Genomic DNA, 24,172 nt, shown 5'->3' on the forward strand with positions numbered 1-24,172 from the left:
TAGAAACTGCTGATGATAGGCAGATCCGGAAGCAAAGCGTAAGCGACACATTTGTGGTATGGCTTACGGCGCACGGGTCATACGACCGATCCGTTCGGATTATGGATCAGGTCGTCGGGAAAAGGCGAGGGCGAAGCAGCTAGGCTCCGGACCTCTCGATCCCGGGAAGGCTGCCGATCGCCTCGACCAAGAAATCAACCAACAGACGAACGCGGGCGATGCCAGAGCGTTCCGGCACGATCAGCAGGCTGAGCGGCACCGAAGGCAGCGCAAAATCCGAAAGTAGCGGCACCAACAGGCCGGCTTTAATCAGATCGTCAACGAGCCATCGATGGGCAGGCGCGATGCCCCGGCCGGCGACGAGAGCCTCCCGGGCGGCCAGCCCGTGGTCGACGCGAAGACGCCCACCGAAGGGGACGGACAGATGCCGCCCGTCCGCGGCTTCGAAGTTGAGCCTGTCACTGCCGGCGATGTTCGACATGCGGATCCCCTCATGCGCCGAGAGGTCGCTTGGAGCGCGCGGAAATCCACGCGCGGCCAGGTATGCCGGGGCTGCCACAAGCAGACGCCGGCTTTGCCCAAGCGGCCGTAGCTTCATCGAACTGTCGCTGAGCGGTCCAAGACGCAGCGCGACATCTATGCCTTCCCGCACGAGGTCGATGCGCTCGTCGGTCAGGCTCAGATCGACGCCAATGTCGGGATGCCTGTCCTGGAAGGCAAAGATCAGCCGGCTGACGTGCAGCACCCCGAATGCCGACGTACAGGACACACGAATGGTACCGGCAGCCGCACCACGGGCGCCGCGCGCTTCGTCGCCGGCTTGCTCGACGAGCCGCAGGATCTGGATGCTGTCGGCATAGTAGCGGCTGCCTTCGTCGGTCAACGTGACGCGACGGGTGGTGCGGCTGATGAGCGGCACGCCGACCGCTTCCTCAAGCTCCCGCAACTGCCGCGTCACCGTCGACTGGCCGATGCCGAGCTCACGGGCAACGGCCGAAAGGCTGCCCCGCTCGGCGACGCGCACAAAGGTTCGCATGCGTTCGAGCGTAACGTCAGATTTATCCATTTTACGGCACAATCCTATGCATTTCGAATATCTACCGCATAGGCACTCAGCGGTCTACCTAGAGTCTCAGTTGATGAGACCAGGGAAGACCGACCATGAAAGTTCTGATTGTTTATGCTCATCCGGAACCGCGCTCGCTCAATGGCGCGCTGCGCGATGTCGCCGTCAGCGCCCTTGAGGCCCAAGGCCATGAGGTTCGTATCACCGATCTCTATGCCGAGGGATGGAAGTCCGAAATTGATCGCGCCGACTTTCCGGCCCTTGACCCGGACGCCCGTTTCAAGCCGAGCCGCGCGTCGAAGGAGGCCTTTGCCGCAGACACACTCACCGCCGACGTCAAGGCCGAGCAGGAAAAGCTGCTCTGGGCCGATGCCCTGATCCTGCAGTTTCCGCTGTGGTGGTATTCCATGCCGGCGATCCTGAAAGGCTGGGTCGACCGCGTCTATGCCTATGGTTTTGCCTATGGCGTCGGCGAGCACAGCGACAAGTACTGGGGCAAGCGCTTCGGCGAGGGCACGCTGGCGGGAAAACGCGCCATGCTTGTCGTGACGACGGGTGGCTGGGAGGAGCATTACTCACAGCGCGGGGTCAACGGGCCGATCGACGACCTGCTCTTCCCGATCAACCACGGGATCCTGTTCTATCCCGGTTACGACGTGCTTCCGCCGTTCGTCGCCTACCGCGTCGATAGTCTGGACGAGGTCGGTTTCGAAGCGACGGCCGAGCGTCTACGGCAGAGGATGCACACGCTTGGAACGACCGCACCCATTCCCTATCGCCGCCAGAACGGCGGGGACTATGCAATCCCGACCCTTGAACTCCGACCGGAGGTCGGCGACCCGCGCAGCAACGGCTTTGCGCTCCACCTCAACGGTGCACACAACAGCGAAGCGGCACTGCGCTGACGGGCGGAATTGCTAACGAGCCAGCTTGGCGGCAGCCGGCCGGCGCGAGATGTCCGCTTGCGCAGGCTGTCGGAAATTCAGCGCCGCCGCCATCACTTCAGCGGCGGCAAGCGCGGCAATCACCGCCGGCCGCTTGTCTTTCACCGTCGTGCCGCCGATCGGGCAGACGAGCCTATCGAAGAGATCCGGGCGACCGATCTCGCGCGACAGCCAGTTCTTGAAGGTCGAGCGCTTCGTCTTCGAGCCGATCATGCCGACATAGGAGGCATCGTCGCGGCGAAGCGCTTCCGCAGCGATCAGGAAATCGAGCGCATGGTCATGGGTGAGGATGACGAAGGCGCTGCCGGGAGGCGCGTCGCGCACCACCGCCTCCGGCATCGCCGTCAGGCAGGTCTCGATGCCGGGAATGTCGGCAACGGCCGAAAGCTCGTTCTCGCGGGTATCGACGAGAACGGTGCGCACCGGCACCAGAGAGAGCGCCATCGTCAAGGCATCGCCGACATGGCCGGCGCCGAAGACATAGACATGCGGGCGGCTGGCGATTTCCAGGTCGCTACGTTCAATCAGCATGGCTGCTCTCTCCCGATCGATGCGTGTGAAGGCAAGCGCCACGCGCCCGCCGCAACACTGGCCGATCTCCGGTCCGAGCGGGATCGTCATCGCCTCCGGCGCGTCGCCACGCTTCAGCGCCCGCCGGCCATGATCAATCGCCATGTATTCGAGCTGTCCGCCGCCGATCGTGCCGAACAGGCTCTCAGGCGCGACGAGCATCCAGGCGTCGGTGTCGCGCGGTGTGGACCCCGCTGCACCGGTCACCTCGACGAGAACGCAGTCGCGCTCGCGTCTGAGAAAATCCCTGATATCCTCGCGGCTCGCCACCATGACAATTAGCCCCTGTTACCCTTTCTGCCGTGCAGCCGCCCGCAGCCGCTCGATCGCCATCAACACCCGTTCCGGCGTTGCCGGCGCGTCGAGGCGCGGCGCTATACGATACTCCGCAACGCTCGCGGCCGCCATCGACAAGGCTTCCAGCACGGAGATGCCGAGCATGAAGGGCGGTTCGCCGACCGCCTTCGAACGGCGGATCGTCTCTTCGCGGTTGACCGACCACTCGGCAAGCCGGGTGTTGAACACGCGCGGCCGATCTGAAGCCAACGGGATCTTGTAGGTCGAGGGAGCGTGCGTGCGCAGACGGCCCTTCGCATCCCACCAGAGCTCTTCCGTCGTCAGCCAGCCCATGCCCTGGACGAAGGCGCCTTCGACCTGTCCGTGGTCGAGGGCCGGGTTCAGCGAGCGGCCGACATCGTGCAGGATATCGGTGCGATCCACCTGGTATTCTCCGGTCAGCGTATCGACGCTGACCTCGGAGCACGAAGCGCCGTAGGCGTAGTAGAAGAACGGCCGGCCCCGGCCTTCGGCGCGGTTCCAGTGGATCTTCGGCGTCTTGTAGAAGCCGGCGGCCGAAAGCTGGATGCGGGCGCCATAGGCGATCTTGATGAACTCGTTGAAGCTCAGGCGCTCGGCACCGATCCGCACCACGTTCGGTTCGAAGGCGACATCGGCCTCGGCGACGTTCCAGCGATCGGCTGCGAACTTGACCAACCGCTCCTTGATCTGCTGGGCGGCGTTGGCCGCGGCCATGCCGTTGAGATCGGAACCGGACGACGCCGCGGTTGCCGACGTGTTCGGCACCTTACCTGTCGTCGTCGCCGTCACCTTGATCCGGTCGAGATCGACCTGGAACTCGTCGGCCACCACCTGGGCGACCTTGGTGTAGAGCCCCTGCCCCATCTCGGTGCCGCCATGGTTCAGATGGATAGAGCCATCCGTATAGACATGCACGAGCGCGCCGGCCTGGTTGTACTCCGTCTTGGTGAAGGAGATGCCGAACTTCACCGGCGTCAGCGCGATGCCGCGCTTGACCACGTTGTTCTCGCGGTTGAACGCGATCACCGCTTCGCGACGCTTGGCATAATCGGCCGAGGTTTCCAGTTCCTCGATGATCCGCCCAATGATGTTGTCTTCCACCGTCTGGTGGTAGGGCGTTAGATTGCGCCCCTCGCCGCCGTAGAAGTTCAGCTTGCGAATTTCGAGCGGGTCCTTGCCGACGGCATAGGCGATGTCCTCGATCATGCGTTCGCCGCCGACCATCCCTTGAGGGCCGCCGAAACCGCGGAACGCGGTGTTGGAAACGGTGTTGGTCTTCAGCGGGCGCGAACGCAGGCGGACGTTCGGATAGAAGTAGCAATTGTCAGCATGGAACAGCGCGCGGTCGGTGACCGGGCCGGACAGATCGGCCGAGTAACCGCAGCGGGCCGAAAAGACGGCGTCCACCGCCTCGATGCGACCTTCGTCGTCGAAGCCGAGCTTGTAGTCCACGTGGAAGTCATGACGCTTGCCGGTCGCGCTCATGTCGTCGTCGCGATCGGGCCGAACCTTGACCGGGCAGCGGTATTTCTTGGCAGCGACCGCGGCCACGGCCGCGAAGATGTTGGCCTGCGTTTCCTTGCCGCCGAAACCGCCGCCCATGCGGCGCACGTTGACGGTGACTGCGTTCGACGGCACGCCGAGCACGGTCGCAACCATGTGCTGCGTTTCGGCCGGATGCTGGGTCGAGGAATAGACGAGCACCTCATCGTCCTCGCCGGGAATGGCAAACGAGATCTGGCCTTCCAGGTAAAAGTGATCCTGGCCGCCGATGCGCATCTCGCCTTCGAGAATGTTCTTCGACTTGGCAAAGCCAGCGTCGATATCACCCCGCTCCAGCTTCAAGGGATCGATGACCAGCGGATAGTTCGCCGCTGCCGCTTCGAGCACGTCGGTCACATGCGGCAGGTCGCGATACTCGATCTTGACCTTGGCCGCTGCGCGCCGGGCAGCCTCGCGTGAGGTCGCGACGACTGCGAAGATCGGCTGGCCGTGGAACTCCACCTTGTCGGTGACGAAGATCGGCTCGTCATGCTTGTGCGCCGGGCTGATGTCGTTCTCGCCGGGAATGTCGGCCGCAGTCAGGACGCCGATCACGCCTTCGCTGGCGTTCACGGCCTCGAAGTCGATCGACAGGATATCGGCATGCGCCCGCTGCGACAGGCCGAGATAGCCATGCAGCGTGCCCTGGGGCTCCGGAATATCGTCGATATATTCGGCCGTTCCCGACACGTGCTTATGGCCGGACTCATGCCGTTCCTTTTCGTGTACGCCACCGCGGATGCGGTCGATGGGCTGCATCACGTTCATGGCTTCCTCCCTTAAACCGCGACAGCAATGGTGCGGTCGAGACGGAGTTGGCCGCCGCTCGACTGCGTTTCGAGATAGAAGCGGCGAAGCAGGTTCTTCGCCACCAGCTGGCGGTATTCCGCCGAGGCGCGCCAGTCGGTGAGCGGCGTGAAGTCCTGAGCGAAGACCGCGACAGCGCGCTCGATCGTCTCCTCGTTCCACTCGGCACCCTTGAGCACCGCCTCGACATGGGCGGCGCGCTTCGGCGTCGCGGCCATGCCACCGAAGGCGATGATGGCGTCGGTGACCCGACCCGCGTCGAAGGCAATGTTGAAGCCGCCGCAGACGGCGGTGATGTCTTCATCCAGACGCTTCGTCACCTTGTAGACGGCAACACGGGCATTGTCGGAGACGAACGGAATGCGCACGCTTTCGACGAACTCGCCCGGCTCGCGATCCTGCTTGCCATAAGCGATGAAGAAGTCCTCGAGCACCACCGTGCGGCGGCGATCGCCCTTGCGCAGCGTGATCGAGGCGCCAAGCGCGATCAGCGCCGGCGGGGTGTCGCCGATCGGCGAGCCGTTGGCAATATTGCCGCCCACGGTACCCATATTGCGGACCTGCTGACCGCCGATGCGATCCCAAAGCTCGGTCAGTTCAGGGAAGTGCTCGACGATAACGGGGTAGGCTTCGGCGTAGCTCACGCCGGCGCCGAGCGTCACGCCATCGGCATCGACCGTGATGCGGCGCAATTCTTCGAGATGCGTCAGGTGGATGACCGGCGAGATGTCGCGCATGAATTTCGTCACCCACAACCCGACATCGGTCGAACCGGCGACGATCGTCGCCTTCGGGTTGGCTTCGAGCACGGCGGCGAAATCGTCGACCGAGCCAGGAAGGATGAAACGTTCCGTCTCCGAGCCGATTTCCACCCGGCGGCCATCCTGAAGGGCGGCCAGTTCGCCGGCAATCCGGTCGCGCTCGGCCACGAGCGGGTCCCTGCCGACGTCGCCAATCGTCGAGATCGCCTCGGCGGCGCGGATGATCGCGGCATAGCCGGTGCAGCGACAAAGGTTACCCTGCAGCGCCTTTTCGATTTCGGCGATCGACGGTTTCGGGTTCTCCATCCAGAGGCCATAGAGCGACATCACGAAGCCCGGGGTGCAGAAGCCGCACTGCGAGGCGTGGGTATCGACCATTGCCTGCTGCACCGGATGCAGCGGACCGGCGGGTTGCGCCAGACTGTCCACCGTCACGATGTGACAGCCATCAAGCGAGCCTACGAAACGGATGCAGGCATTGACGGATTCATACTTGAGCTTGCCGTCGAGCAAACGGCCGACAAGCACCGTGCAGGCGCCACAGTCGCCTTCGGCGCAGCCTTCTTTCGTGCCCTTCAGATTGCGGTCGATGCGCAGAAAATCGAGCAGGGTCTGAACCGGCGAAACATCCGAGAGTTCGACCAGCCGATGGTTCAGGATGAATCGGATCGTGTTGCGGATCTGGATCGTCATTGTTCAGCTCCCGCGGTAGGTGGAGTAGCCATAGGGCGAAAGAAGCAGCGGCACGTGGTAGTGCGCGCCCTGGTTATCGATGCCGAAGCGGATGGGGATCACGTCGAGGAACGGGTTTTCGCCGCGCTTGGCTGCTCCGCCGAGATAATCGCCTGCATGGAACTGCAGCTCGTAGGTGCCGGTCTGCATGCGCTCGCCGCTCAAGAGCGGCTCGTCACAGCGGCCGTCGTCATTGGTCTTGACGGACTTGATATGCGTCTGGCGATCGCCCTCGACCCGGTAGAGCTCGATGCGCAGCCCTTCGGCCGGTTTGCCGCTGGCCGTATCCAGCACGTGCGTCGTCAAACGGCCGGCGTTTCCACCCTGAGATTGCATAGTTTTCGCTCCTCCCGAAGTCAGCTTTCCACCTCGCAGTATTCCGGCATTCCCACCCGCTTGGTAGCGACCGGATCATTCGAGACTTTCAAATTTTTTGGGGGGAATGGCTCGAAACAAATGCCGCTAGAAATTGGATGCAGAGACGAAAATGTCTGGAGGAGCTGCTTTCATGAGATACCCCCGCGATCTTCACGGCCACGGCCCGAACTTCAAAATCACATGGCCCGACGGCGCGCGGATCGCCGTGCAATTCGTCATCAATTACGAGGAAGGCGGCGAGAACTGCGTGCTGCATGGCGACGCGGCCTCCGAAGCATTCCTGTCGGAAATCGTCGGTGCGCAGGCATGGCAGGGCCAGCGCCATTGGAACATGGAATCGATCTATGAGTATGGCGCGCGCGCCGGCTTCTGGCGTCTGCACCGCATGTTCACCGAGCGCGGCGTGCCGGCCACCGTTTATGGTGTTGCCACGGCCCTGAAGCGCTCGCCCGAACAGGTCGCCGCCATGCAGGACGCTGGCTGGGAAATCGCCTCGCACGGCCTGAAATGGATCGAGCACAAGGACTTCTCGCCGGAGCGCGAACGTCAGGAGATCGCCGAGGCGATCCGGCTGCACACGATCGTCACCGGCGAGCGCCCGCGCGGCTGGTACACGGGGCGCTGTTCCGACAACACGCTCGACCTCGTGACCGAGGCCGGCGGTTTCGACTATGTCTCCGACGCCTATGCCGACGACCTGCCTTATTGGCACGAGCATGCGGGGCGCCATCAGCTGGTGATCCCCTATACGCTCGACAGCAATGACATGCGCTTTGCGACGCCGCAGGGCTTCAACAGCGGCGACCAGTTCTTCAGCTACCTCAAGGACAGCTTCGACGTGCTCTACGCCGAAGGCACCGCCGGCGCGCCGAAGATGCTGAGCATCGGGCTCCACTGCCGCCTCGTCGGCCGGCCCGGCCGCGCCGCGGCACTCGCCCGCTTCCTCGATTACGTGCAGGGTCACGAGAAGGTCTGGCTCGCCAAACGCGTCGACATCGCCCGTCACTGGGCCGAGAACTACCCGTACAAGGCCTGGGACGATCGCCCGTCGCGGCTTGGCGAGGAGGCCTTCGTCGCCAAGTTCGGCGGCGTCTTCGAACATTCCAAGTGGATCGCAAAGCGCGCCTTCCAGGGCGAACTTTCGCCGGCCAATGACACGGCGATCGGCCTTGCCGCCGCCCTTTCCGCAGTCTTCCGCGAAGCTTCGGCCGAAGAACGGCTTGCCGTCCTCATCGCCCACCCGGATCTCGCCGGCAAGCTGGCGCAGGCCAAGCGCCTGACAGAAAGCTCGACCAACGAGCAGGCCGGTGCCGGCCTCGACGCGCTGACCGATGCCGAGCGCGAGCGCTTCACCACGCTCAACGCTGCCTATGTCGACAAGTTCAAGTTCCCGTTCATCATGGCGGTCAAGGGACGCAGCAAAGACGAAATCCTCGCAGCCTTCGAAAGCCGGATCGGCAACGATCGCGACACGGAGTTCGAGACGGCGTGCAGGCAGGTGGAGCGCATCGCCTATCTGCGCCTCAAGGGCATGCTCCCGAGCTGAGGGCCTCGTGATGACGACCGACGGCGTGAGCCCGCCCGAATTCGCGCTGAACGCGATCAACCTTGCCTCCGCCGGTCTCGGCGCACGGCCGGTCTTCGCAACCGACGAGTTCTTCGCGCCGCTCGAGCGCATGCTGCAGGATGCGCCGCCGGTCTATCATCCCGGTGTCTATGACGAGAACGGCAAGTGGATGGACGGCTGGGAGACCCGGCGACGCCGCGGCCCCGGCAACGACCACGCCATCGTGGCACTGGCGACGAACGGCCGTATCCGGGGCTTCGAGGTCGATACCGCCCATTTCACCGGCAACTACCCGAGCGCCTGTGCCATCGACGCTTGTCTGGCACCCGATGGCCCGGACGATCGGACGATCTGGACGGAACTGGTCTGCCCTCGGCCGCTCGGCCCGAGTGCGCCGCATCACTTCGAAGCGCGGTCGGATTCCATCTGGAGCCATGTGCGCCTGCGCATCTATCCCGACGGCGGCGTCGCCCGCCTTCGGGTTTACGGGGCGCCGGCACTTGACCGGGCAGCGATCGGCGACACGGTGGTCGACCTGGCCTCATCCTTGCTCGGCGGGCGCATCATCGCCTACTCCAATGGGCATTACGGCCATCAGCGCCTGCTTGCGCCCGGACGTGGCGTCAACATGGGCGATGGCTGGGAGACCCGCCGGCGGCGCGAGCCCGGCAACGACTGGATCGTGGTGAAGCTGGCCGCTCGCGGTGAGATCGAACGCGTCGTGGTCGACACCGCGCACTTCAAGGGAAACTACCCGGACACCTGTTCGCTGCAGGCGGCAGACCTCGGAGCGGCGGCTTGCGAAGTGGCTGCATCCGTCACCGCATCGTCGATGTTCTGGCGCGAGGTTCTGCCGTCGCAGAAGCTATCCGCCAACAGCATCCACACCTTTGAAGCAAGCGCGCTCGCGGCCGTTGGGCCGGTAACCCACGTGCGCTTCAACATCTTCCCCGACGGCGGCGTCAGCCGGCTGCGTGTCTTCGGGCGTATTGCGAAAGCCGGCATCTAGATCGTTTCGCCGAGGAGGTGAAACGATCGAACTTCCATGCAACCGATCAACATTGGACGGAGGAGCGTCACATGAAGGAGATCGTCATACAGCCGTTGACCCGGGAGGCCTTCGCGCCTTTCGGCGACGTGATCGAAACGGAGAATGCCAACAACTTCCCCATCAACGGCGGCAATGCAACCCGCTACCACGACCTCGCCAAGATCGATACGACAGGCGAAAAGGCCCGGCCGATGATCAGTCTGGTGCGCGGCGTACCCTATCCGCTGCCGCTGAAACTCACCATGGTCGAGCGCCATCCGCTCGGCAGCCAGGCCTTCATCCCCTTGAGCGACAATCCGTTTCTGATCGTCGTCTCCCGGGAAACCGACGAAGGCCCGAGTGAACCGATCGCCTTCAAGACCACCCCGGGCCAGGGCGTCAACATCGCCCGCAATGTCTGGCACGGCATCCTGACACCGCTTGATGACGTCTCGGATTTCGCGGTGGTCGATCGCGGTGGCGAAGGCGTCAATCTGGAGGAACATTTCTTCAAGGAGCCGTTCCTGATCGTGTGAATGAATGCATGACCCGGTCGTCCGGTCGGGTTATCGGTGCGCCAGGGCCTCGCTGGCCGCCGAAATCGGACGATAAGACTGCGGCCTCAATAGCCGCCATCCCGCCTGAACTTCGTCGGCGTGTATCCCGTCAGCCGCCGGAAATCGCGGGAGAAATGATAGGGATCCGGATAGCCGCAGACGGCGGCCACCGCCGACACCTTGGCATCGGGACCCACCAGCAGGCGTTTTGCCTGATTGATGCGCTCGTGGCGCAGCCAGTCCATCGGCGTTGTTCCCACCATGTCGCGGAAGCGGCGAAAGAGTTGCGATGGGCTCAGCCGCGCAAGCGCCGCCAGATCGTCGATCGTCCAGGATCTCGCGAGATCGTCGCGCATCACCGACAGCACCTGAAGCAAACGGTCTTCACCGGACCTCTCCTCAGCCGGCTCGGCCCCAATCAGCCGTGGCGTGATCATGTCCGCCATCAGTCCCGCGATCGCGGCGCTCGACAGGGCGTCGGTCGCAGGCGAGCGCTCGGCAAGAAATCCGCTCACACTTTCGAACGCCGCCTGTGCCCTGTCCGTATCTCTCGGCACGAACAGGGGCGACTGCTGCACGCCGAGAAACTGGTAAAGCGCATCAAGCCCGTGTCCCTCGATCCCCATCCAGAGATAGCGCCAGCTTTCGCTGTCTGGCGCGCAGCTATGCGCATAGGCCTGAGCCGTATCGAGCCAGGCGACGCTGCCCGTTTCGGCCAGGAAACGCTGACCGCGCACCTCGATCAACCCGCGTCCGCCCGTTGTGTAGACGAAGACATGCTGGTGGAACCGTTTGCGGATCGGCGCCTCGTCAGGACGTGTCGTCCGGCTTCCGGCCACCAGCGCCAGATACGGAAACGCATCGGCGAATTTTGCCGGGGTGTGAAAATGGAGCTCTTCGCTTTCGGGCAACATGCCATTTTCTGGCATCCGATGCGAGTTTTGTCCATCATCTTGCGACAGGACGCCATTCACAGAGCTGATCCCGTGACGTTATCATGCAGCTTTATGCACGGAGAATTGCCCATGACCGAAACCGCGCCGAACGGCGACGCCGCGAATTTCACCTTCGCGCCGCTGTCTCCGGATTTTGCTCGCGATCCCTATCCGACCTATCGCGCGCTGCGCGAGAAGGAGGGGCTGCACTACTTCGCGGACTTCGACATCTGGCTTGCCTCGCGCTTCGAGGACGTCTCGGCGATCGTTATGGACAAGCGCATGGTGCGCTCGCTCGAAGACCTCGCAACCAAGGAAGAGCTTGCAAAACTGCAGCGCGCCGCCAATTGGCACGACATGCCGCATCACGAGCGCTTCGTGCAGTTCAGCCTGCTCGACAGCGATGGTGCCGTGCATGACCGGCTGCGCAAACAGGTGTTCAAGCTGTTCACGCCGGCGATGATCGCCAAGCTCCGCGACCAGATCCAGGCCTATGTCGACCGGCTGATCGACAGCCTCGCCGATCGTGGCGAGATCGACTTCGTCGACGACCTTGCTGCCCACGTGCCCGGCCACATCATCGGCCGCCTGCTTGGCGTTCCGGACGAGGACTGTCCGCAGTTGCGGATCTGGTCGGAAAACATCGTGCAGTTCTTCGACGTTGACCGCTCGGATGCGCGCAAGGAACTCGCCGAGCGCAACACCACCGAATTCTACGAGTATCTGACGGCGCTGAAGGCCGAGCGCGAGCGGGCGCCGAAGGACGACCTGATCTCCGTGCTGATAGAGGCGGAGCGCTCGGGCGCGATGAACTTCGACGAATTCATCTCAACCTGCATGCTGATCCTGATGGCCGGCCATGGCTCGACGATCGACGTGCTCGGCAGCGGCATGCATGCACTTCTGCGCTTCCCCGACCAGATGGCGCGGCTGCGGAGCGAACCCGGGCTGATCCAGACCGGCGTGCAGGAGATGTTCCGCTACGAGTCGCCGCTTCCGTTCTTCCACCGCCATTGCGTCGAGGACATCGAGATCTTCGGCCGGCGCTTCGAGCGCGGCACCAAGTTCGGCCTGCTCTATGGCGCCGCCAACCGCGATCCCAAGCAGTTCGAGAACGCCGACACCTTCGACATCGGCCGCACGCCCAATCGGCATCTGGCCTTTGGCGGCGGCGTGCATTTCTGTCTCGGCAACCACCTCGCGCGCCTCGACATGGATATCATCTTCAGCACCCTGCTTCGCCGCTTCCCGACCATCGAACTCGTCGACCGGGAACCGGAATACAAGCGCGGGCTTTCAGTCCGCGGACCCAAGCGGCTGAAGATCGCCATCCGGCCCGCCTGATCCCCATCCTCGACACCAACATACGCAATCGGAGAATACCCATGCCCAAGATCGTCTTCATCGACGCGGACGGCACGACGAAAGAAATCCAGGCGGAGATCGGCCAGTCGCTGATGTCCGCCGCCGTGCAGAACGGCATCGACGCCATTGCCGCCGAATGCGGCGGCTCTTGCGCCTGCGGCACCTGTCACTGTTACATCGACGGCGAATGGAGCGACCGCCTGCCGGCGCCCGAATTCCAGGAACAGGACATGATCGAGTGCGTGGTCAACCCGAACGAACGCAGCCGCCTGAGCTGTCAGATCACCGTCTCGGCAGAACTGGATGGGCTCGTCGTGCATCTGCCCGCCGGCCAATACTGAGACGAAACAGAAAAAGACCGGAGCAACATTTCGTTGCTCCGGTCAGCACTTACGGGGAAGTTCCGATCGGCCGAGGCGACATGCCCCGGCCGATTTTCGTTATTCGGCGAAGAACGCGAAGCGCACGATGAAGAGTGCTGCAACGAGCTGGGTTGCCGGGTGGATGACGCTCCACTTGCCGGTGAAGACCTTCAGCACGACGTAGCTGACGAAGCCGAAGGCGAGGCCGTTGGCGATCGAGTAGGTGAAGGGCATGGCAAGGGCGGTGAGTGCCGCCGGTGCCGCCTCGGTCAGATCGTCCCAGTCGACTTCCGTCAGTTCGCGCATCATCAGACCGGCGACATAGAGCAGAGCCGGGGCCGTCGCATAGGACGGAACGGCGGCTGCCAGCGGCGAGAAGAACAGCGCCGCCAGGAACAGCACGCAGACGGTGAGTGCCGTCAGGCCCGTGCGACCGCCGGCCTGCACGCCCGAGGCGCTTTCGACATAGGCGGTGGTGCTGCTGGTGCCGATCAGCGAGCCGGCGACGATCGCGGTGCTGTCGGCCAGAAGCGCGCGACCGAGACGGTTCGGCTTGCCCTCTTCCACCAGCTTGGCGCGCTTGGCGACACCGATCAGCGTGCCGGTCGCGTCGAAGACCTCGACGAGCACGAAGACGAGGATGACGTGCAGCAGGCCGCCATGCAGGGCGCCCATGATGTCGAGTTGCAGGAAGGTCGGCGCGATGCTCGGCGGTGCCGAAACGATGCCCTTGAACTCGCTGACGCCGAGGATCATCGACAGGACGGTGACGACCAGGATGCCGATCAGGATCGAGCCGCGAACTTTCAGCGCGTCCAGCACGGCAATCACGAAGAAGCCGAGGATGGCGAGAAGCGGACCGGTCTGCTTGAGGTCACCGAGACCGACGAGCGTTGCCGGATTGTCGACGACGATGCCGGCGTTCTTCAGGGCGATGATGCCGAGGAAGAGGCCGATACCGGTGGCGATCGCGCTTCGAAGCGAATGCGGAATACCGGCAATCAGCCAGCTTCGGACCCCCGTCACGGTCAGGATCAGGAAGATCACGCCCGAGATGAAGACCGCGCCCAGCGCCTGCTGCCAGGTGAAGCCGAGGGCTGCGACCACGGTGAAGGCGAAGAAGGCGTTGAGGCCCATGCCGGGCGCCATGCCGATCGGCCAGTTGGCGACGAGCGCCATGACGGCGGAGCCGAGTGCCGCGGCGATACAGGTTGCGACGAAGACGGCATCCCTATCCATGCCCGTGCTCGACAGGATGTCGGGGTTGACGAAGATGATGTAGGACATCGTCAGGAATGTCGTGATACCGGCGATCACCTCGGTGCGCGCCGTCGTCTGATGCTCTTTCAGCTTGAATAGTCGTTCAAACATCTTTCCTCCCTTGGCGGCGTCACCACGACGCAGCCGAACGACAATGAGCGGGAAACCGTCTCCTCCAGTTCCCGACCAGTGCATTTCGAACGCCCGGACAGTCCGGAGCGATCGCTTCGCTTTAGGCTTCGTGCCGGCTGGCGATCGTCCGCCCTCTCTCGGACGACGCGAATGCCTCTTGCACAGCCCCAGGATTGTGCGACTTCCGGACGCAGACCGCTAGCCGTCCATTCCCGGGATCGATGATGAAAGACTTTCAAATTTTTCGGAGAATTTGAGAGGCCGTTGGCTTAGGCTCTCGGGGGGTATTTTCCACCATTCGTGCGACTGGAAATGCCGCGAACAAATATCTCGAAGGCCCTATTGACCTTCCAACGGTGGGAGACGCCATGTTTGTCTCACAACCGAACCAAGGAGACAAGCATGCAGAACTACAAGATCGACAACATGACCTGTGGCCACTGCGCCGGCGTCGTCCAGAAGGCGATCCTGAGCGTCGACCCGCAGGCAACGATCAAGGTCGATCTCGGCAAGAGGGAAGTCAGCGTCGAGACCGCCGCAGCGGCAGGGCCGATCGCAGACGCCCTGAAGGCGGCCGGTTACGAGAGCCACGCGCTCTGAGCCCACGCTCCACTGACACCTCCCGTCACGAAACGCCCCGGCTTGCCGGGGCGTTTCGTTGTCTGGCTGTCAGCCGGCGACGGCTGCGGCGCCTTCGGGCTGGCGCCCGAGCATATCGGGATGGCGCGCCAGGTGCTCGAACAGGCGGGCGACGGCTTCGGCGCCGGGATCGATGTGCCCTTCGAGCTGTTTGGCGTTGATATAGGCGGCCCGCCCTGCCCTTGCCCGCACGAGCGTCGCCGTCAGGTCGGCGCCGTCGCGCGCTGCCTTGGCAGCCGCGCCGATGCTCGCGTCGAGCGCATCGAGCGCGGGAGAAAGCGCGTCGACCATGGTGCGGTCGCCGATCTGCGCGCCGCCGATTTCCTGCATGCGCGCCAACCCGGCCTTTAGCGCTTCGCGGATGGAAAGCCCACTCGAAGCGCCATCACCGGCGGCGGCGAAGAAGATCGCCAGAAGCACGCCCGAAGAACCGCCCATCGTCTGGCTCAGCTCCTGCCCGATGGCGCGGAAGAGCTGCGTATGGTCGGAAAGCGGCAGGCGATCGAGCGCCTGAATGAGTGCCCGTGCGGCGCCGGCGAGTGTCGAGCCGGTGTCTCCGTCGCCGGACTTGGCATCGAGCGCGTTCAGGTCCTTTTCCGCATCGATCAGCAGGTTGCAGCAGGCAAGCAGGAACTGCCGCGTCGCATCGTGTCGCGAAGGCAGAGGCGAAATCGGCGTCAGGCCATCCGGCAGGGCCAGAACATTCACCGGCCTGACGGCGGAAACGCCTGGCCATGCAGGAAGCGCCACGGGCCGGGACAACAGCTCCAGTTCGGCCTTGTCGGCCGGATAGACGGAGACGGAAAAGCCACGCATGTCCAGAGACGTCATCATCGGCGCGGGCCCGACAAGGTGCACGATCCGGTCGGCGATATCAGACTGGGCGAGTTCATGCATGAGGACAGACATTTCCAGGATCGACGTGCCGCCGAGATTGTTGACGAGCACCACGTGCGGCTTGTCCTCCATCGCCGCCTGCAGCCGCTCGACCATGGCGGCGACGGCGCTTCTCGCATCGGAATACACAATCTGTTCGACGCCAGCTTCGCCATGGATGCCGAGGCCGAGTTCCGCATGCCCCTCGGGGATGCGATGTTCCTTCGGCGAACCGGGAACCGTGCAGGTATCGAGCGACATGCCGATGGTGCTCGTGCCCGATATGACCTTGCGCGCCGCATTGGCGATCGTATCGAGGTCCGCCCCGCTTTCTGCGAGCGCTCCGGCGATCTTGTGGACGAACAGGGTACCGGCGACACCGCGTGCCTGCGGAAGGTCCGGCAGCGCGATGTCGTCATCGACGATGACCATGCTCACATTGAGGCCGTAGGCGCGGGCGCGTTCGGCCGCGAGGCCGAAGTTCAGCCGGTCACCGGTGTAGTTCTTGACGATCAGCAGGCAGCCGGCAGGCCCGGTCACCGCCAGGATACCGGCGAGGATCGCGTCCACGCTCGGCGATGCGAAGACATCGCCGCAGACGGCGGCCGTCAGCATGCCCTTGCCGACGAAGCCGATATGCGCGGGCTCGTGTCCCGAGCCGCCACCTGAAACCAGCGCAACCTTGTTCCTGTCCCAATCCGAGCGCAGGACGACGCGAATGTGCGGATATCCGTCGAGGCGGCTGAGCGCGCCGCCGGATGCGGCAAGAACCCCGTCGATCGCTTCCGTAACCGCATTTTCCTTGCGGTTGATAAACTGATTCATGTTCGCCTCCTAAGCGATGCGCATTCCGGCCGCGTCGAAGAAGAGCGGCTTGTCTGGCTGGATCTTGATGGTCTCGCCGCCGCGGAACCCGGTGTGGGGATCCGTGACCGTCACGAGGTTGTGCTGCTTGAACGTCAGATGCAGGCGCGTCTGGTCGCCCAGATGTTCGACACGGGTCACAAGGGCGTCCTCTCCGGCGCCCTGGACGATGTTTTCGGGCCGAAGTCCGATCGACTGCGCCCTCTCCGGCGCCCCCGCAAAAAGCTTGGCAGGCAGGACGTTGATGCGCGGCTGGCCGAGGCGGGTCGCGGCGTAGACGCTGACCGGCGCTTCGTAGACCTCTCGTGGTGAACCGAACTGAACGAGCCTGCCCTCTTCGAGCACGCCGATATGCGTTGCCATGGTCATGGCTTCGATCTGGTCGTGGGTGACGTAGAGAAGCGTCGCCCCGGATTTTGCCTGGATGTTCTTCAGTTCGACGCGCAGGTCGGCCCGAAGCTTCGCATCGAGCGAGCTCAACGGCTCGTCCATCAGGTATATCTGCGGGTTTCTGACAAGCGCCCGACCGATCGACACGCGCTGCATCTCACCGCCGGACAGGGCCGTCGCCTTGTTGTCGAGCTTGTGCGAGATCTGCAGGACCTCGGCGATGGCGTTCACCTTTTCGTCGATCGTCTTTTGTGGCGTTCTCAGAAGCGGGGATTTCAGCGGAAACTCCAGGTTCTGCCGCACGGACAGATGCGGGTAGAGCGAATATTGCTGGAAGACCATTGCCACGTTGCGCTGCGCCGGCGTCAGTCCTTGCATGGACATCCCGCCGATAAAGATCTCGCCGCTGTCGGGCGTGTCGAGACCCGAGACCATGCGCAACGTCGTCGTCTTTCCGGCACCGGTCGGCCCCAGCAGCACGACGAACGATCCGTCCGGGATCGTCATCGAGACCTCGTTGAGCGCCGCGTGGGTGCCGAATGTCTTCGTCACGTTTCTTAGGATGACTTCAGCCACGGCGCAGCACTCCCTCGTTGGCTTCGGAGACAAGAGCACGACCCGTCTCCGCATTGAAGAGCGTCAAGGTCCGTGCGTTGAAGTCGAGACCGACAAGTTCGTCGGTGCGGGCTGCCTGACTGGAGGGCGTGCGCGCCTTGATCTCGCCATTGGGCGTTTCGATCGTGACGATCTGGGTGGTGCCCAGATACTCGACGGCGATCACGCGGCCTCTGTAGCTGGAGTCGTCGACGAAACGGACGTGCTCGGGACGCACACCGAGCGACAGCGTACCGGCCCTGCCCTCGCGCGACGCCGGAACCGCGACCTTTTTTCCGCCGAGGTCGATGCTGTCGCCACCGACACCGATCATGCCCTCGAACTCCAGAAAGTTCATGGACGGGGAGCCGATGAACTTGGCGACGAACTTCGTCGCCGGCCAGTCGTAGATCTGCTGCGGCCGGCCGAATTGCTCGATGACGCCGTGATTCATGACGACGATCTTGTCGCCCATCTGCATCGCTTCCAGCTGGTCGTGGGTGACGTAAACGGTGGTGGCGCCCATGCGATCGTGCAGCGCCCGCAGTTCGCCTGCCATATGTTCGCGGAACTCCGCGTCGAGCGCGCCGAGCGGCTCGTCCATGAAGAAGGCCTTCGGGTTACGGACAATCGCCCGACCGAGCGCGACACGCTGCCGGTCGCCACCCGAGAGCCCGCCGACCGGCTTGTCGAGGATGCCTTCAATTCTGAGGATCCTTGCCACCTCGGCGACGCGCGTCGCCACATCCGCCTTTTTCATGCCCTGGCTGACGAGCGGATAGGAGATGTTCTTGCGCACGTTCATGTGGGGATAGAGGGCGAACATCTGGAAGACGAAGGCGATATCGCGCTCCCTCGCCCGCTTCATGCCGACCTCTTCGCCGCCGATATAGATCTGGCCGCTCGTCGGCAGTTCCAATCCCGCCATCATGCGAAGCGTCGTCGTCTTGCCGCATCCGGATGGGCCGAGCAGCATGAAAAACTCGCCGTCTTCCACCGTGAAGCTCGAAGACTGGACAGCCGTGAACGCCCCGAACTCCTTGCGCACATTTTCAATTCTGATCTGTGCCATGGGTCACTCCGGAAAATGGCTGACGATGATGAACATGACTGTCCCAAGCAGCGTCACGAGGAAGGAGAAGGAGTAGAGCGTGAGCGAGACCGGCTGCATCAGCATGACCACGCCGAGCGCGATGAGCACCGATGCCACCATTTCCCATGCGCCACGGCGAAGGCGGAGCAACTGGTTGAGGAAAGCTGTCATTTTCTTACCGCTCCGAAGGTGATGCCGCGCAGGAGGTGTTTGCGAAGCAGGATCGTGAACACCATCACGGGGACGAGGAAGAGGGTCGCGCCGGCCGCCACTGCCGGCCAGTCCTGGCCGCCGACGCCGATGATCGTCGGAATGAAGGGTGGTGCGGTCTGCGCGGTGCCGGACGTCAGCAGCACGGCGAAGGCGTATTCGTTCCAGGCGAAGATCAGGCAGAAGATCGCCGTCGACGCGATCCCGGTCGCCGCCTGGGGCAGCACAACCTTGTAGAAGGCCTGGAAGCGTGTGTAGCCATCGATCAGCGCCGCCTCTTCATACTCGATCGGGATCTCGTCGATGAACCCCTTGAGCAGCCAGACCGAGAGCGACAGGTTGACTGCCGTATAGAGCAGGATCATGCCGGCATGGGTGTCGTTCAGCCCGAGCGAGCGGAACATCAGGAAGATCGGAATGGCGACCGCAATCGGCGGCATCATCCGTGTAGAGAGGATGAAGAACAGCAGGTCGTCCTTGAGCGGCACCTTGAAGCGCGAGAAGGCATAGGCCGCAGCCGTCCCGAGCACGATGCACAGCACCGTCGAACCAAACCCGATGATGACGGAATTATAGAAGCGCTCCGGGAAGCGCGACGGGCCAGCGATGATCAGCCCATCCTTGCGAACGAGACGCTCGTACCAGGTCTTCGGTTCGCCCATCTCCTTCAGTTGTTCTTCCGAAACGCGGGTGCGCGTCGTGAAGAGGTTCACATAGCCTTCGAGCGTCGGCTCGAAGAATGTCTTTGGCGGATAGGCGATCGCGTCCGATGGCGATTTGAAACCCGTTCCAATGATCCACAGCAGCGGGAGAATGGTGATCACCGCATAAAGCACGACCAGGGCGCCTGCGAACCACTTCTGCCGTGCGGATGGCTCCGTTACAGAAAAGCTGCTCATCTCTGCTTCACCTTGTTGAGTGCTTTGACATAGATCGACGCCAGGCCGAAGACGGTCACGAAGAGGATGACGGCATAGGCGGAGGCGTATCCGGTGCGCCATTTCTCGAAGGCTTCGCGCTTCAGGTTGATCGACGTCAGCTCCGTGATCGAGCCCGGTCCGCCGCCCGTCAGTTGCACCACCAGGTCGAACATCTTGAAGTTCTCGATGCCGCGGAAGAGGATGGCCAGCATCAGGAACGGCAGCACCATCGGAATGGTGATCGTCCAGAACTGGCGCCAGCTGCTGGCCCGGTCGCATTCCGCCGCCTCATAGATGCTGCTCGGAATGGAGCGCAGCCCGGCGAGGCAGATGAGCATGACGAACGGCGTCCACATCCAGGTGTCGACGATGATGATTGCCCAGGGCGCCAGCGACGTGTCGCCGATCATCGAGAAGCTGGACGGGTCTGCTCCGGTCAGGAACCCGATCGCGTAATTGAAGAGGCCGATCTGCGGCTGGTAGAGAAAGGTCCAGAAGTTGCCGACGACGGCCGGGCTCAGCATCATCGGAAGCACGATGATGGTCGTCCACAGGTCGTTGCCGCGGAACTTCTTGTTGATGAGATAGGCGAGAGCAAAGCCGATCAGCACCTGCAGGACGATCGTCCAGATCAGGAAGTGGGCCGTGGCCTGCATCGTCAGCCAGATGTCCTTGTCGGTCAGGATGTTCAGGTAGTTGCGCAGACCGACGAACTGAACCGGCTCGTTCGGGCGGTTCACGCGAAAATTGGTGAAGCTCAGCCGGACGGTCCAGATCAGCGGGAAGATGTTGATCGCAAGCAAAAGCACGATGGACGGTGCGACGAAAATCCAGGCGATCGCGCGGTCCGACAACCCTCTGATGCGCCGTGCAAGCACGGGCGGCGTCGCGTGCGCAGCGCGATCGATCGAAGAATGGAGCATGGTATTCCCCTAAGGCATTGACGAATGGGCATGCGGGGCCGGCGCGAGAGATCGGCCGGCCGGCCCCGCATGGACGCTTCCGCCGGGAGGCGGCGGGTGTTTGCGTCAATACTTGCCTTCGTCCTCGAAGATGTCCTTCCAGTCGTCAGCGAGACCATCGAGCGCGTCCTTCGCCGTGCCCTGCTTTGCTACGACATAGTCGTGGAAGCGCTTCTGGGAAGCCTGGAGCAGAGATGCATAGGAAGGTTCTGCCCAGAAGTCCTTCACGATAGCCATCGAATCCAGGAAGGTCTGCGCATAGGGCTGGCTTGTGGCGAAGCTCGGGTCCTCGACCACCGAGCGCAGTGCGGAGTAACCGCCAAGCGCCCACCACTTTTTCTGGATTTCAGGCTGCGCGAACCACTTGATGTAATCCAGCGCTTCCTTCTGCTTGTCGGACGCCGCGACGACCGAGATGCCCTGGCCGCCGAGCTGGGCGAACTGCACACCGGTCGGGCCGGCGGGATTGGGGAAGTAGCCGGACTTGTCGCCGCCGACATTGGCGTCGGCATGGATGCCGGGCCAAGTGAAGGCGAAGTTCATCTGCAGGGCGACCTGGCCGGACTTGTAGGCGTCGATGTCCTCCGACATGTAGGCGTCGGAATGGCCGGGAGGCGTGCAGCAATCGTAGAGCGCCTTGTAGAATTCCAGGCCCTTGACCGCATCCGCCGAGTTGACGAAACCGTCGAGTTCATAGGCTTTTTTCGGATTTCCGTACTCGAAGCCGTAGCTGTAGAGCACGTCCATCACGCCCATGGTGATGCCTTCAGAGCCGCGCTCCGTATAGATTGCAGCGCCATAGACGGTCTTGCCGTCGATCTGGCGCTTCTGGAAGAATTCGGCGATGTCCTTGAGTTCGGCGAAAGTCTTCGGCACGGCGAGATCGCGGCCGTATTTCTGCTTGAACTCCGCCTGGAGTTCGGGACGCGAGAACCAGTCTTTGCGATAGGTCCAGCCGACCACGTCGCCGAACGCCGGCAGCGCCCAGTAGTTCGGCGTGTTCTTCGGCCATTCCGCGTAACCGATGACGGTTGCCGGAATGAAGTCGTCCATCTTGATCCCTTCCTTGTCGAAGAAATCATTGAGCTTGATGTATTGGCCATTCTCGGCGGCGCCGCCGATCCACTGGCTGTCGCCGATCATCAGATCGCAGAGCTTGCCACCGGAATTCAGCTCGTTCAGCATCCGGTCGGCGAAGTTCGGCCACGGCACGAACTCGAACTTCATCGTGTTGCCGCTCTTGGCTTCGAAGTCCTTGCTGAGTTCGACGAGCGCGTTGGCCGGATCCCAAGCGGCCCAGCAAAGCGTCAGCTCCGCTGCGGAAGCGTGCGTACCGGACGCACCCGCAATGGCAAAATACGCTCCGACCATGACTGTGGAGCTCAACAGAATCTGCTTCATCATCGGGTTCCTCCCCCTTGTACCTTCCGACCTCCATCAGAAGGAAGCGCCCTGACCGGGCGGTGGCGTACCTAAATCCTCTTGGCACGAGCGGCGGGCGCGGCCGCATTCAGGGCCTGCGTTCTTCGCTGAAGGATTCATAACTGAGGTGCGCACCTCAGTGCAAGCGATTTTTGAGGTGCGCACATCAATTCTTGATTTCGCGGCCATTTTGGTGGAGTAGATTGGGGACGATACACACTGGGAGTTCCGCATGCGGCCAACAGCCAAGGATCTTGCTGAGGCAGCGGGGTTGAGCCTCGCAACCGTCGACCGCGTGCTGAACGACAGGCCGAATGTCAGCCCGAAGGCTGTCCGCAGCGTCAACGAAGCCATTGAGCGTATTGGGTTTATTCGAAACCCGGCGGCCGTCAGCCTGGCCCGCAACAAGAGCTATCGGTTCCGGTTCGTGCTGCCGACGAGCGGCGACCTCTATCTGGCGGAACTCATCCACCGGGTCGAGGAGGCGCGGGTGTCGATGAAGGGCGACCTCGTCGACCTCGACGTCGTCCAGATCCCGATCGACGACCCGCACAAGGTCGCAAAATATCTCGCCGACATCGACGAGAACGAATTCGACGGGATCGCGATGATGGCGCCGGAATCGCCGCAGGTCCGCGATGCGATCGGCCGCCTGATCGAGCGCGGCGTCAAGTTCGTGCAGTTCCTGTCCGGGCAGGAAAAGCTGCCGACCGCAGATTTCGTCGGCGTCGACAACTATGCCGCCGGCGCGACCGCGGCCAAGATCATCGGTCGGTTTGTCGGCCAGAGGGCCGGAAAAGTCCTGATCGTGGCCGAGACGATGCAGTCTCTAGACAGCATCGAGCGGCGCCTTGGCTTCGACGATGTCGTCAACTCACAGTTCCCCCACCTGCAGTGTCTTCCCTCGATCGAGACCCATGGCGACGCGCGCAGGGCCACCCAGATTCTCCAGAGAGTTCTGGAAAACAATCAGGAGGTTGCGGCGATCTACGTGCTGAGTTCCGAGGCGAGGATTCCGCTCGAGGGCGCAGCATCCTTCACTGATCTGCAGGAGATCACGGTGGTCGTCCACGAGCGCACCCCCTTCAGTGAACGCGGCCTGCACGACGCCAGCATCGACGCCGTCATCGCCCAGGATCCGGGCCACGCGGTGCGCAGCGCCATCCGCATCATGCGCGCGCGGACCGATTTTCGCGAACCGCACGCCGCTCAGGACAAGATCAGGATAGAGGTCCTCCTCAAGGAGAACCTTTAAGCCACCGCGTGGCGCATACATCTTTGACGTGCGCACCCCAAGCGATCGGGCGCAACGCCAGATCGCGATAGCGCCGCCGCCGCGCGCGCATTCCCTACGCAGTCGACGACAACCCTCGCTCGACGCGATCGAAGACAGGACGAGACTGCTAAAGAATGTAGGTGGACGCTGTGATCAGGCGCGCGCTTTGGCGCGCACCGTCTCCGGCTGCGCGGGCGGTTGCCGGCTGGCGCTGCCGCCATAATTCACCAGCATCTGCATGGCTTTCTCTATGCCCGCGGGACTGTTCGGGTCGGTGTCGTTGGCGCGACACCATTCCTCGTGCTGCTGTTTGATGACGTCCATGTCGGCGGTAGAGAATGTGCCGGGCATCGTCGCCCTCCCTTTAATAATCACACCAAAGAGAAAACTATCACAACGGCGGAAAGAGGCTCCCCGCACAACTGGGGGGTTTGCGCCCTCGAACAGCAAATTCCTTTGCACAGGTGCCTGCGACGCAGAGCCATGACTGGCACCGGAACGTTGCGCGCCGAGGCAAACTTGACACGATCGGCGGCATCGCGTCAGCATGAGCGCTACTCAGAGCCACGACCTGGGAAGGCTCGCAGCTCGGCGGACGTC

23 protein-coding genes are annotated in these 24,172 nt (G+C 63.0%); 8 read left to right on the top strand and 15 right to left on the bottom strand.

Annotated features, from left to right (window positions below; translation table 11 throughout):
• Positions 1–139: 139 nt before the first annotated feature.
• Positions 140–1,066 (bottom strand): LysR family transcriptional regulator, encoded by a 927-nt coding sequence (locus tag OKW20_RS28005; protein ID WP_429177452.1) that lies wholly within the window; start codon positions 1,064–1,066, stop codon positions 140–142.
• A gap of 95 nt (positions 1,067–1,161) precedes the next feature.
• Here OKW20_RS28005 and OKW20_RS28010 point away from each other — a divergent pair, with 95 nt between their 5' ends.
• Positions 1,162–1,971: an NAD(P)H-dependent oxidoreductase gene (locus OKW20_RS28010; protein ID WP_429177454.1), complete on the top strand. Its 810-nt coding sequence runs from the start codon at positions 1,162–1,164 to the stop codon at positions 1,969–1,971.
• 12 nt (positions 1,972–1,983) lie between these two features.
• Here the strand turns inward: OKW20_RS28010 and xdhC are convergent, their stop codons facing one another.
• From xdhC to uraH, 4 genes are read right to left on the bottom strand one after another with little or no spacing between them, the layout of a single operon-like run.
• Entirely contained in the window at positions 1,984–2,850 is an 867-nt protein-coding gene (gene xdhC / locus OKW20_RS28015; RefSeq protein WP_043613907.1) for a xanthine dehydrogenase accessory protein XdhC, read from the bottom strand.
• Positions 2,851–2,868: 18 nt separating this feature from the next.
• Positions 2,869–5,208 (bottom strand): xanthine dehydrogenase molybdopterin binding subunit, encoded by a 2,340-nt coding sequence (xdhB, locus tag OKW20_RS28020; RefSeq protein ID WP_429177456.1) that lies wholly within the window; start codon positions 5,206–5,208, stop codon positions 2,869–2,871.
• A gap of 11 nt (positions 5,209–5,219) precedes the next feature.
• Entirely contained in the window at positions 5,220–6,701 is a 1,482-nt protein-coding gene (xdhA, locus tag OKW20_RS28025) for a xanthine dehydrogenase small subunit (RefSeq protein WP_429177458.1), read from the bottom strand.
• A gap of 3 nt (positions 6,702–6,704) precedes the next feature.
• Positions 6,705–7,076 carry a hydroxyisourate hydrolase gene (uraH, locus tag OKW20_RS28030; RefSeq protein WP_104665191.1) on the bottom strand — a complete coding sequence of 124 codons (372 nt, stop codon included), beginning with the start codon at positions 7,074–7,076 and terminating at the stop codon, positions 6,705–6,707.
• A gap of 172 nt (positions 7,077–7,248) precedes the next feature.
• On the opposite strand from uraH, the gene puuE reads away from it, so the two are divergent.
• The 3 genes from puuE to OKW20_RS28045 all read left to right on the top strand — a co-directional run bounded on the left by puuE (position 7,249) and on the right by OKW20_RS28045 (position 10,251).
• Complete coding sequence (gene puuE, locus OKW20_RS28035) at positions 7,249–8,664, top strand: allantoinase PuuE (RefSeq protein WP_429177460.1); 1,416 nt, start codon at positions 7,249–7,251, stop codon at positions 8,662–8,664.
• Positions 8,665–8,674: 10 nt separating this feature from the next.
• Positions 8,675–9,694 (top strand): allantoicase, encoded by a 1,020-nt coding sequence (gene alc / locus OKW20_RS28040; RefSeq protein ID WP_429177634.1) that lies wholly within the window; start codon positions 8,675–8,677, stop codon positions 9,692–9,694.
• 71 nt (positions 9,695–9,765) lie between these two features.
• Positions 9,766–10,251, top strand: a complete 486-nt coding sequence (locus OKW20_RS28045; protein ID WP_034799348.1) for an ureidoglycolate lyase — start codon at positions 9,766–9,768, stop codon at positions 10,249–10,251.
• Positions 10,252–10,337: 86 nt separating this feature from the next.
• On the opposite strand, the gene OKW20_RS28050 is transcribed toward OKW20_RS28045, so the two are convergent.
• Positions 10,338–11,246, bottom strand: coding sequence for an AraC family transcriptional regulator (locus OKW20_RS28050; RefSeq protein WP_429177462.1), 909 nt, complete (start codon positions 11,244–11,246; stop codon positions 10,338–10,340).
• Between the two features lie 51 nt (positions 11,247–11,297).
• On the opposite strand from OKW20_RS28050, the gene OKW20_RS28055 reads away from it, so the two are divergent.
• Both OKW20_RS28055 and OKW20_RS28060 read left to right on the top strand, forming a co-directional pair.
• Entirely contained in the window at positions 11,298–12,551 is a 1,254-nt protein-coding gene (locus tag OKW20_RS28055) for a cytochrome P450 (RefSeq protein ID WP_429177464.1), read from the top strand.
• 41 nt (positions 12,552–12,592) lie between these two features.
• Positions 12,593–12,913, top strand: coding sequence for a 2Fe-2S iron-sulfur cluster-binding protein (locus OKW20_RS28060; protein WP_043613820.1), 321 nt, complete (start codon positions 12,593–12,595; stop codon positions 12,911–12,913).
• A 99-nt stretch (positions 12,914–13,012) separates the two neighbouring features.
• Here the strand turns inward: OKW20_RS28060 and OKW20_RS28065 are convergent, their stop codons facing one another.
• Positions 13,013–14,305 (bottom strand): NCS2 family permease, encoded by a 1,293-nt coding sequence (locus OKW20_RS28065; RefSeq protein WP_192449634.1) that lies wholly within the window; start codon positions 14,303–14,305, stop codon positions 13,013–13,015.
• 423 nt (positions 14,306–14,728) lie between these two features.
• Between OKW20_RS28065 and OKW20_RS28070 the strand changes: the two genes are divergently transcribed.
• Positions 14,729–14,926 carry a heavy-metal-associated domain-containing protein gene (locus tag OKW20_RS28070; protein WP_429177466.1) on the top strand — a complete coding sequence of 66 codons (198 nt, stop codon included), beginning with the start codon at positions 14,729–14,731 and terminating at the stop codon, positions 14,924–14,926.
• Positions 14,927–14,995: 69 nt separating this feature from the next.
• Here OKW20_RS28070 and OKW20_RS28075 read toward each other — a convergent pair whose 3' ends face one another.
• The 7 genes from OKW20_RS28075 to OKW20_RS28105 form a co-directional block, all read right to left on the bottom strand.
• Positions 14,996–16,666 (bottom strand): dihydroxyacetone kinase subunit DhaK, encoded by a 1,671-nt coding sequence (locus OKW20_RS28075; protein ID WP_429177468.1) that lies wholly within the window; start codon positions 16,664–16,666, stop codon positions 14,996–14,998.
• A 9-nt stretch (positions 16,667–16,675) separates the two neighbouring features.
• Entirely contained in the window at positions 16,676–17,671 is a 996-nt protein-coding gene (locus OKW20_RS28080) for an ABC transporter ATP-binding protein (RefSeq protein ID WP_429116513.1), read from the bottom strand.
• Positions 17,664–18,761, bottom strand: a complete 1,098-nt coding sequence (locus tag OKW20_RS28085; protein ID WP_192449631.1) for an ABC transporter ATP-binding protein — start codon at positions 18,759–18,761, stop codon at positions 17,664–17,666. Before OKW20_RS28085 ends, OKW20_RS28080 begins: the two co-directional genes overlap by 8 nt.
• Positions 18,762–18,764: 3 nt before the next feature.
• A complete protein-coding gene (locus OKW20_RS28090; RefSeq protein WP_034799314.1) occupies positions 18,765–18,953 on the bottom strand; it encodes a hypothetical protein in 189 nt (62 codons plus the stop codon).
• Complete coding sequence (locus OKW20_RS28095) at positions 18,950–19,891, bottom strand: carbohydrate ABC transporter permease (RefSeq protein ID WP_043613810.1); 942 nt, start codon at positions 19,889–19,891, stop codon at positions 18,950–18,952. Before OKW20_RS28095 ends, OKW20_RS28090 begins: the two co-directional genes overlap by 4 nt.
• Positions 19,888–20,835, bottom strand: coding sequence for a carbohydrate ABC transporter permease (locus OKW20_RS28100; protein ID WP_043613808.1), 948 nt, complete (start codon positions 20,833–20,835; stop codon positions 19,888–19,890). Before OKW20_RS28100 ends, OKW20_RS28095 begins: the two co-directional genes overlap by 4 nt.
• 105 nt (positions 20,836–20,940) lie before the next feature.
• A complete protein-coding gene (locus tag OKW20_RS28105) occupies positions 20,941–22,275 on the bottom strand; it encodes an ABC transporter substrate-binding protein (protein ID WP_429177636.1) in 1,335 nt (444 codons plus the stop codon).
• A 253-nt stretch (positions 22,276–22,528) separates the two neighbouring features.
• Here OKW20_RS28105 and OKW20_RS28110 point away from each other — a divergent pair, with 253 nt between their 5' ends.
• Entirely contained in the window at positions 22,529–23,551 is a 1,023-nt protein-coding gene (locus tag OKW20_RS28110; RefSeq protein WP_429177471.1) for a LacI family DNA-binding transcriptional regulator, read from the top strand.
• A 174-nt stretch (positions 23,552–23,725) separates the two neighbouring features.
• Here the strand turns inward: OKW20_RS28110 and OKW20_RS28115 are convergent, their stop codons facing one another.
• On the bottom strand, positions 23,726–23,923 hold the full coding sequence (locus OKW20_RS28115) for a hypothetical protein (RefSeq protein WP_043613804.1): 198 nt from the start codon (positions 23,921–23,923) through the stop codon (positions 23,726–23,728).
• Between the last annotated feature and the right edge of the window lie 249 nt (positions 23,924–24,172).

The organism is Ensifer sp. LBL (assembly GCF_050435225.1).
Taxonomy (GTDB): domain Bacteria; phylum Pseudomonadota; class Alphaproteobacteria; order Rhizobiales; family Rhizobiaceae; genus Ensifer.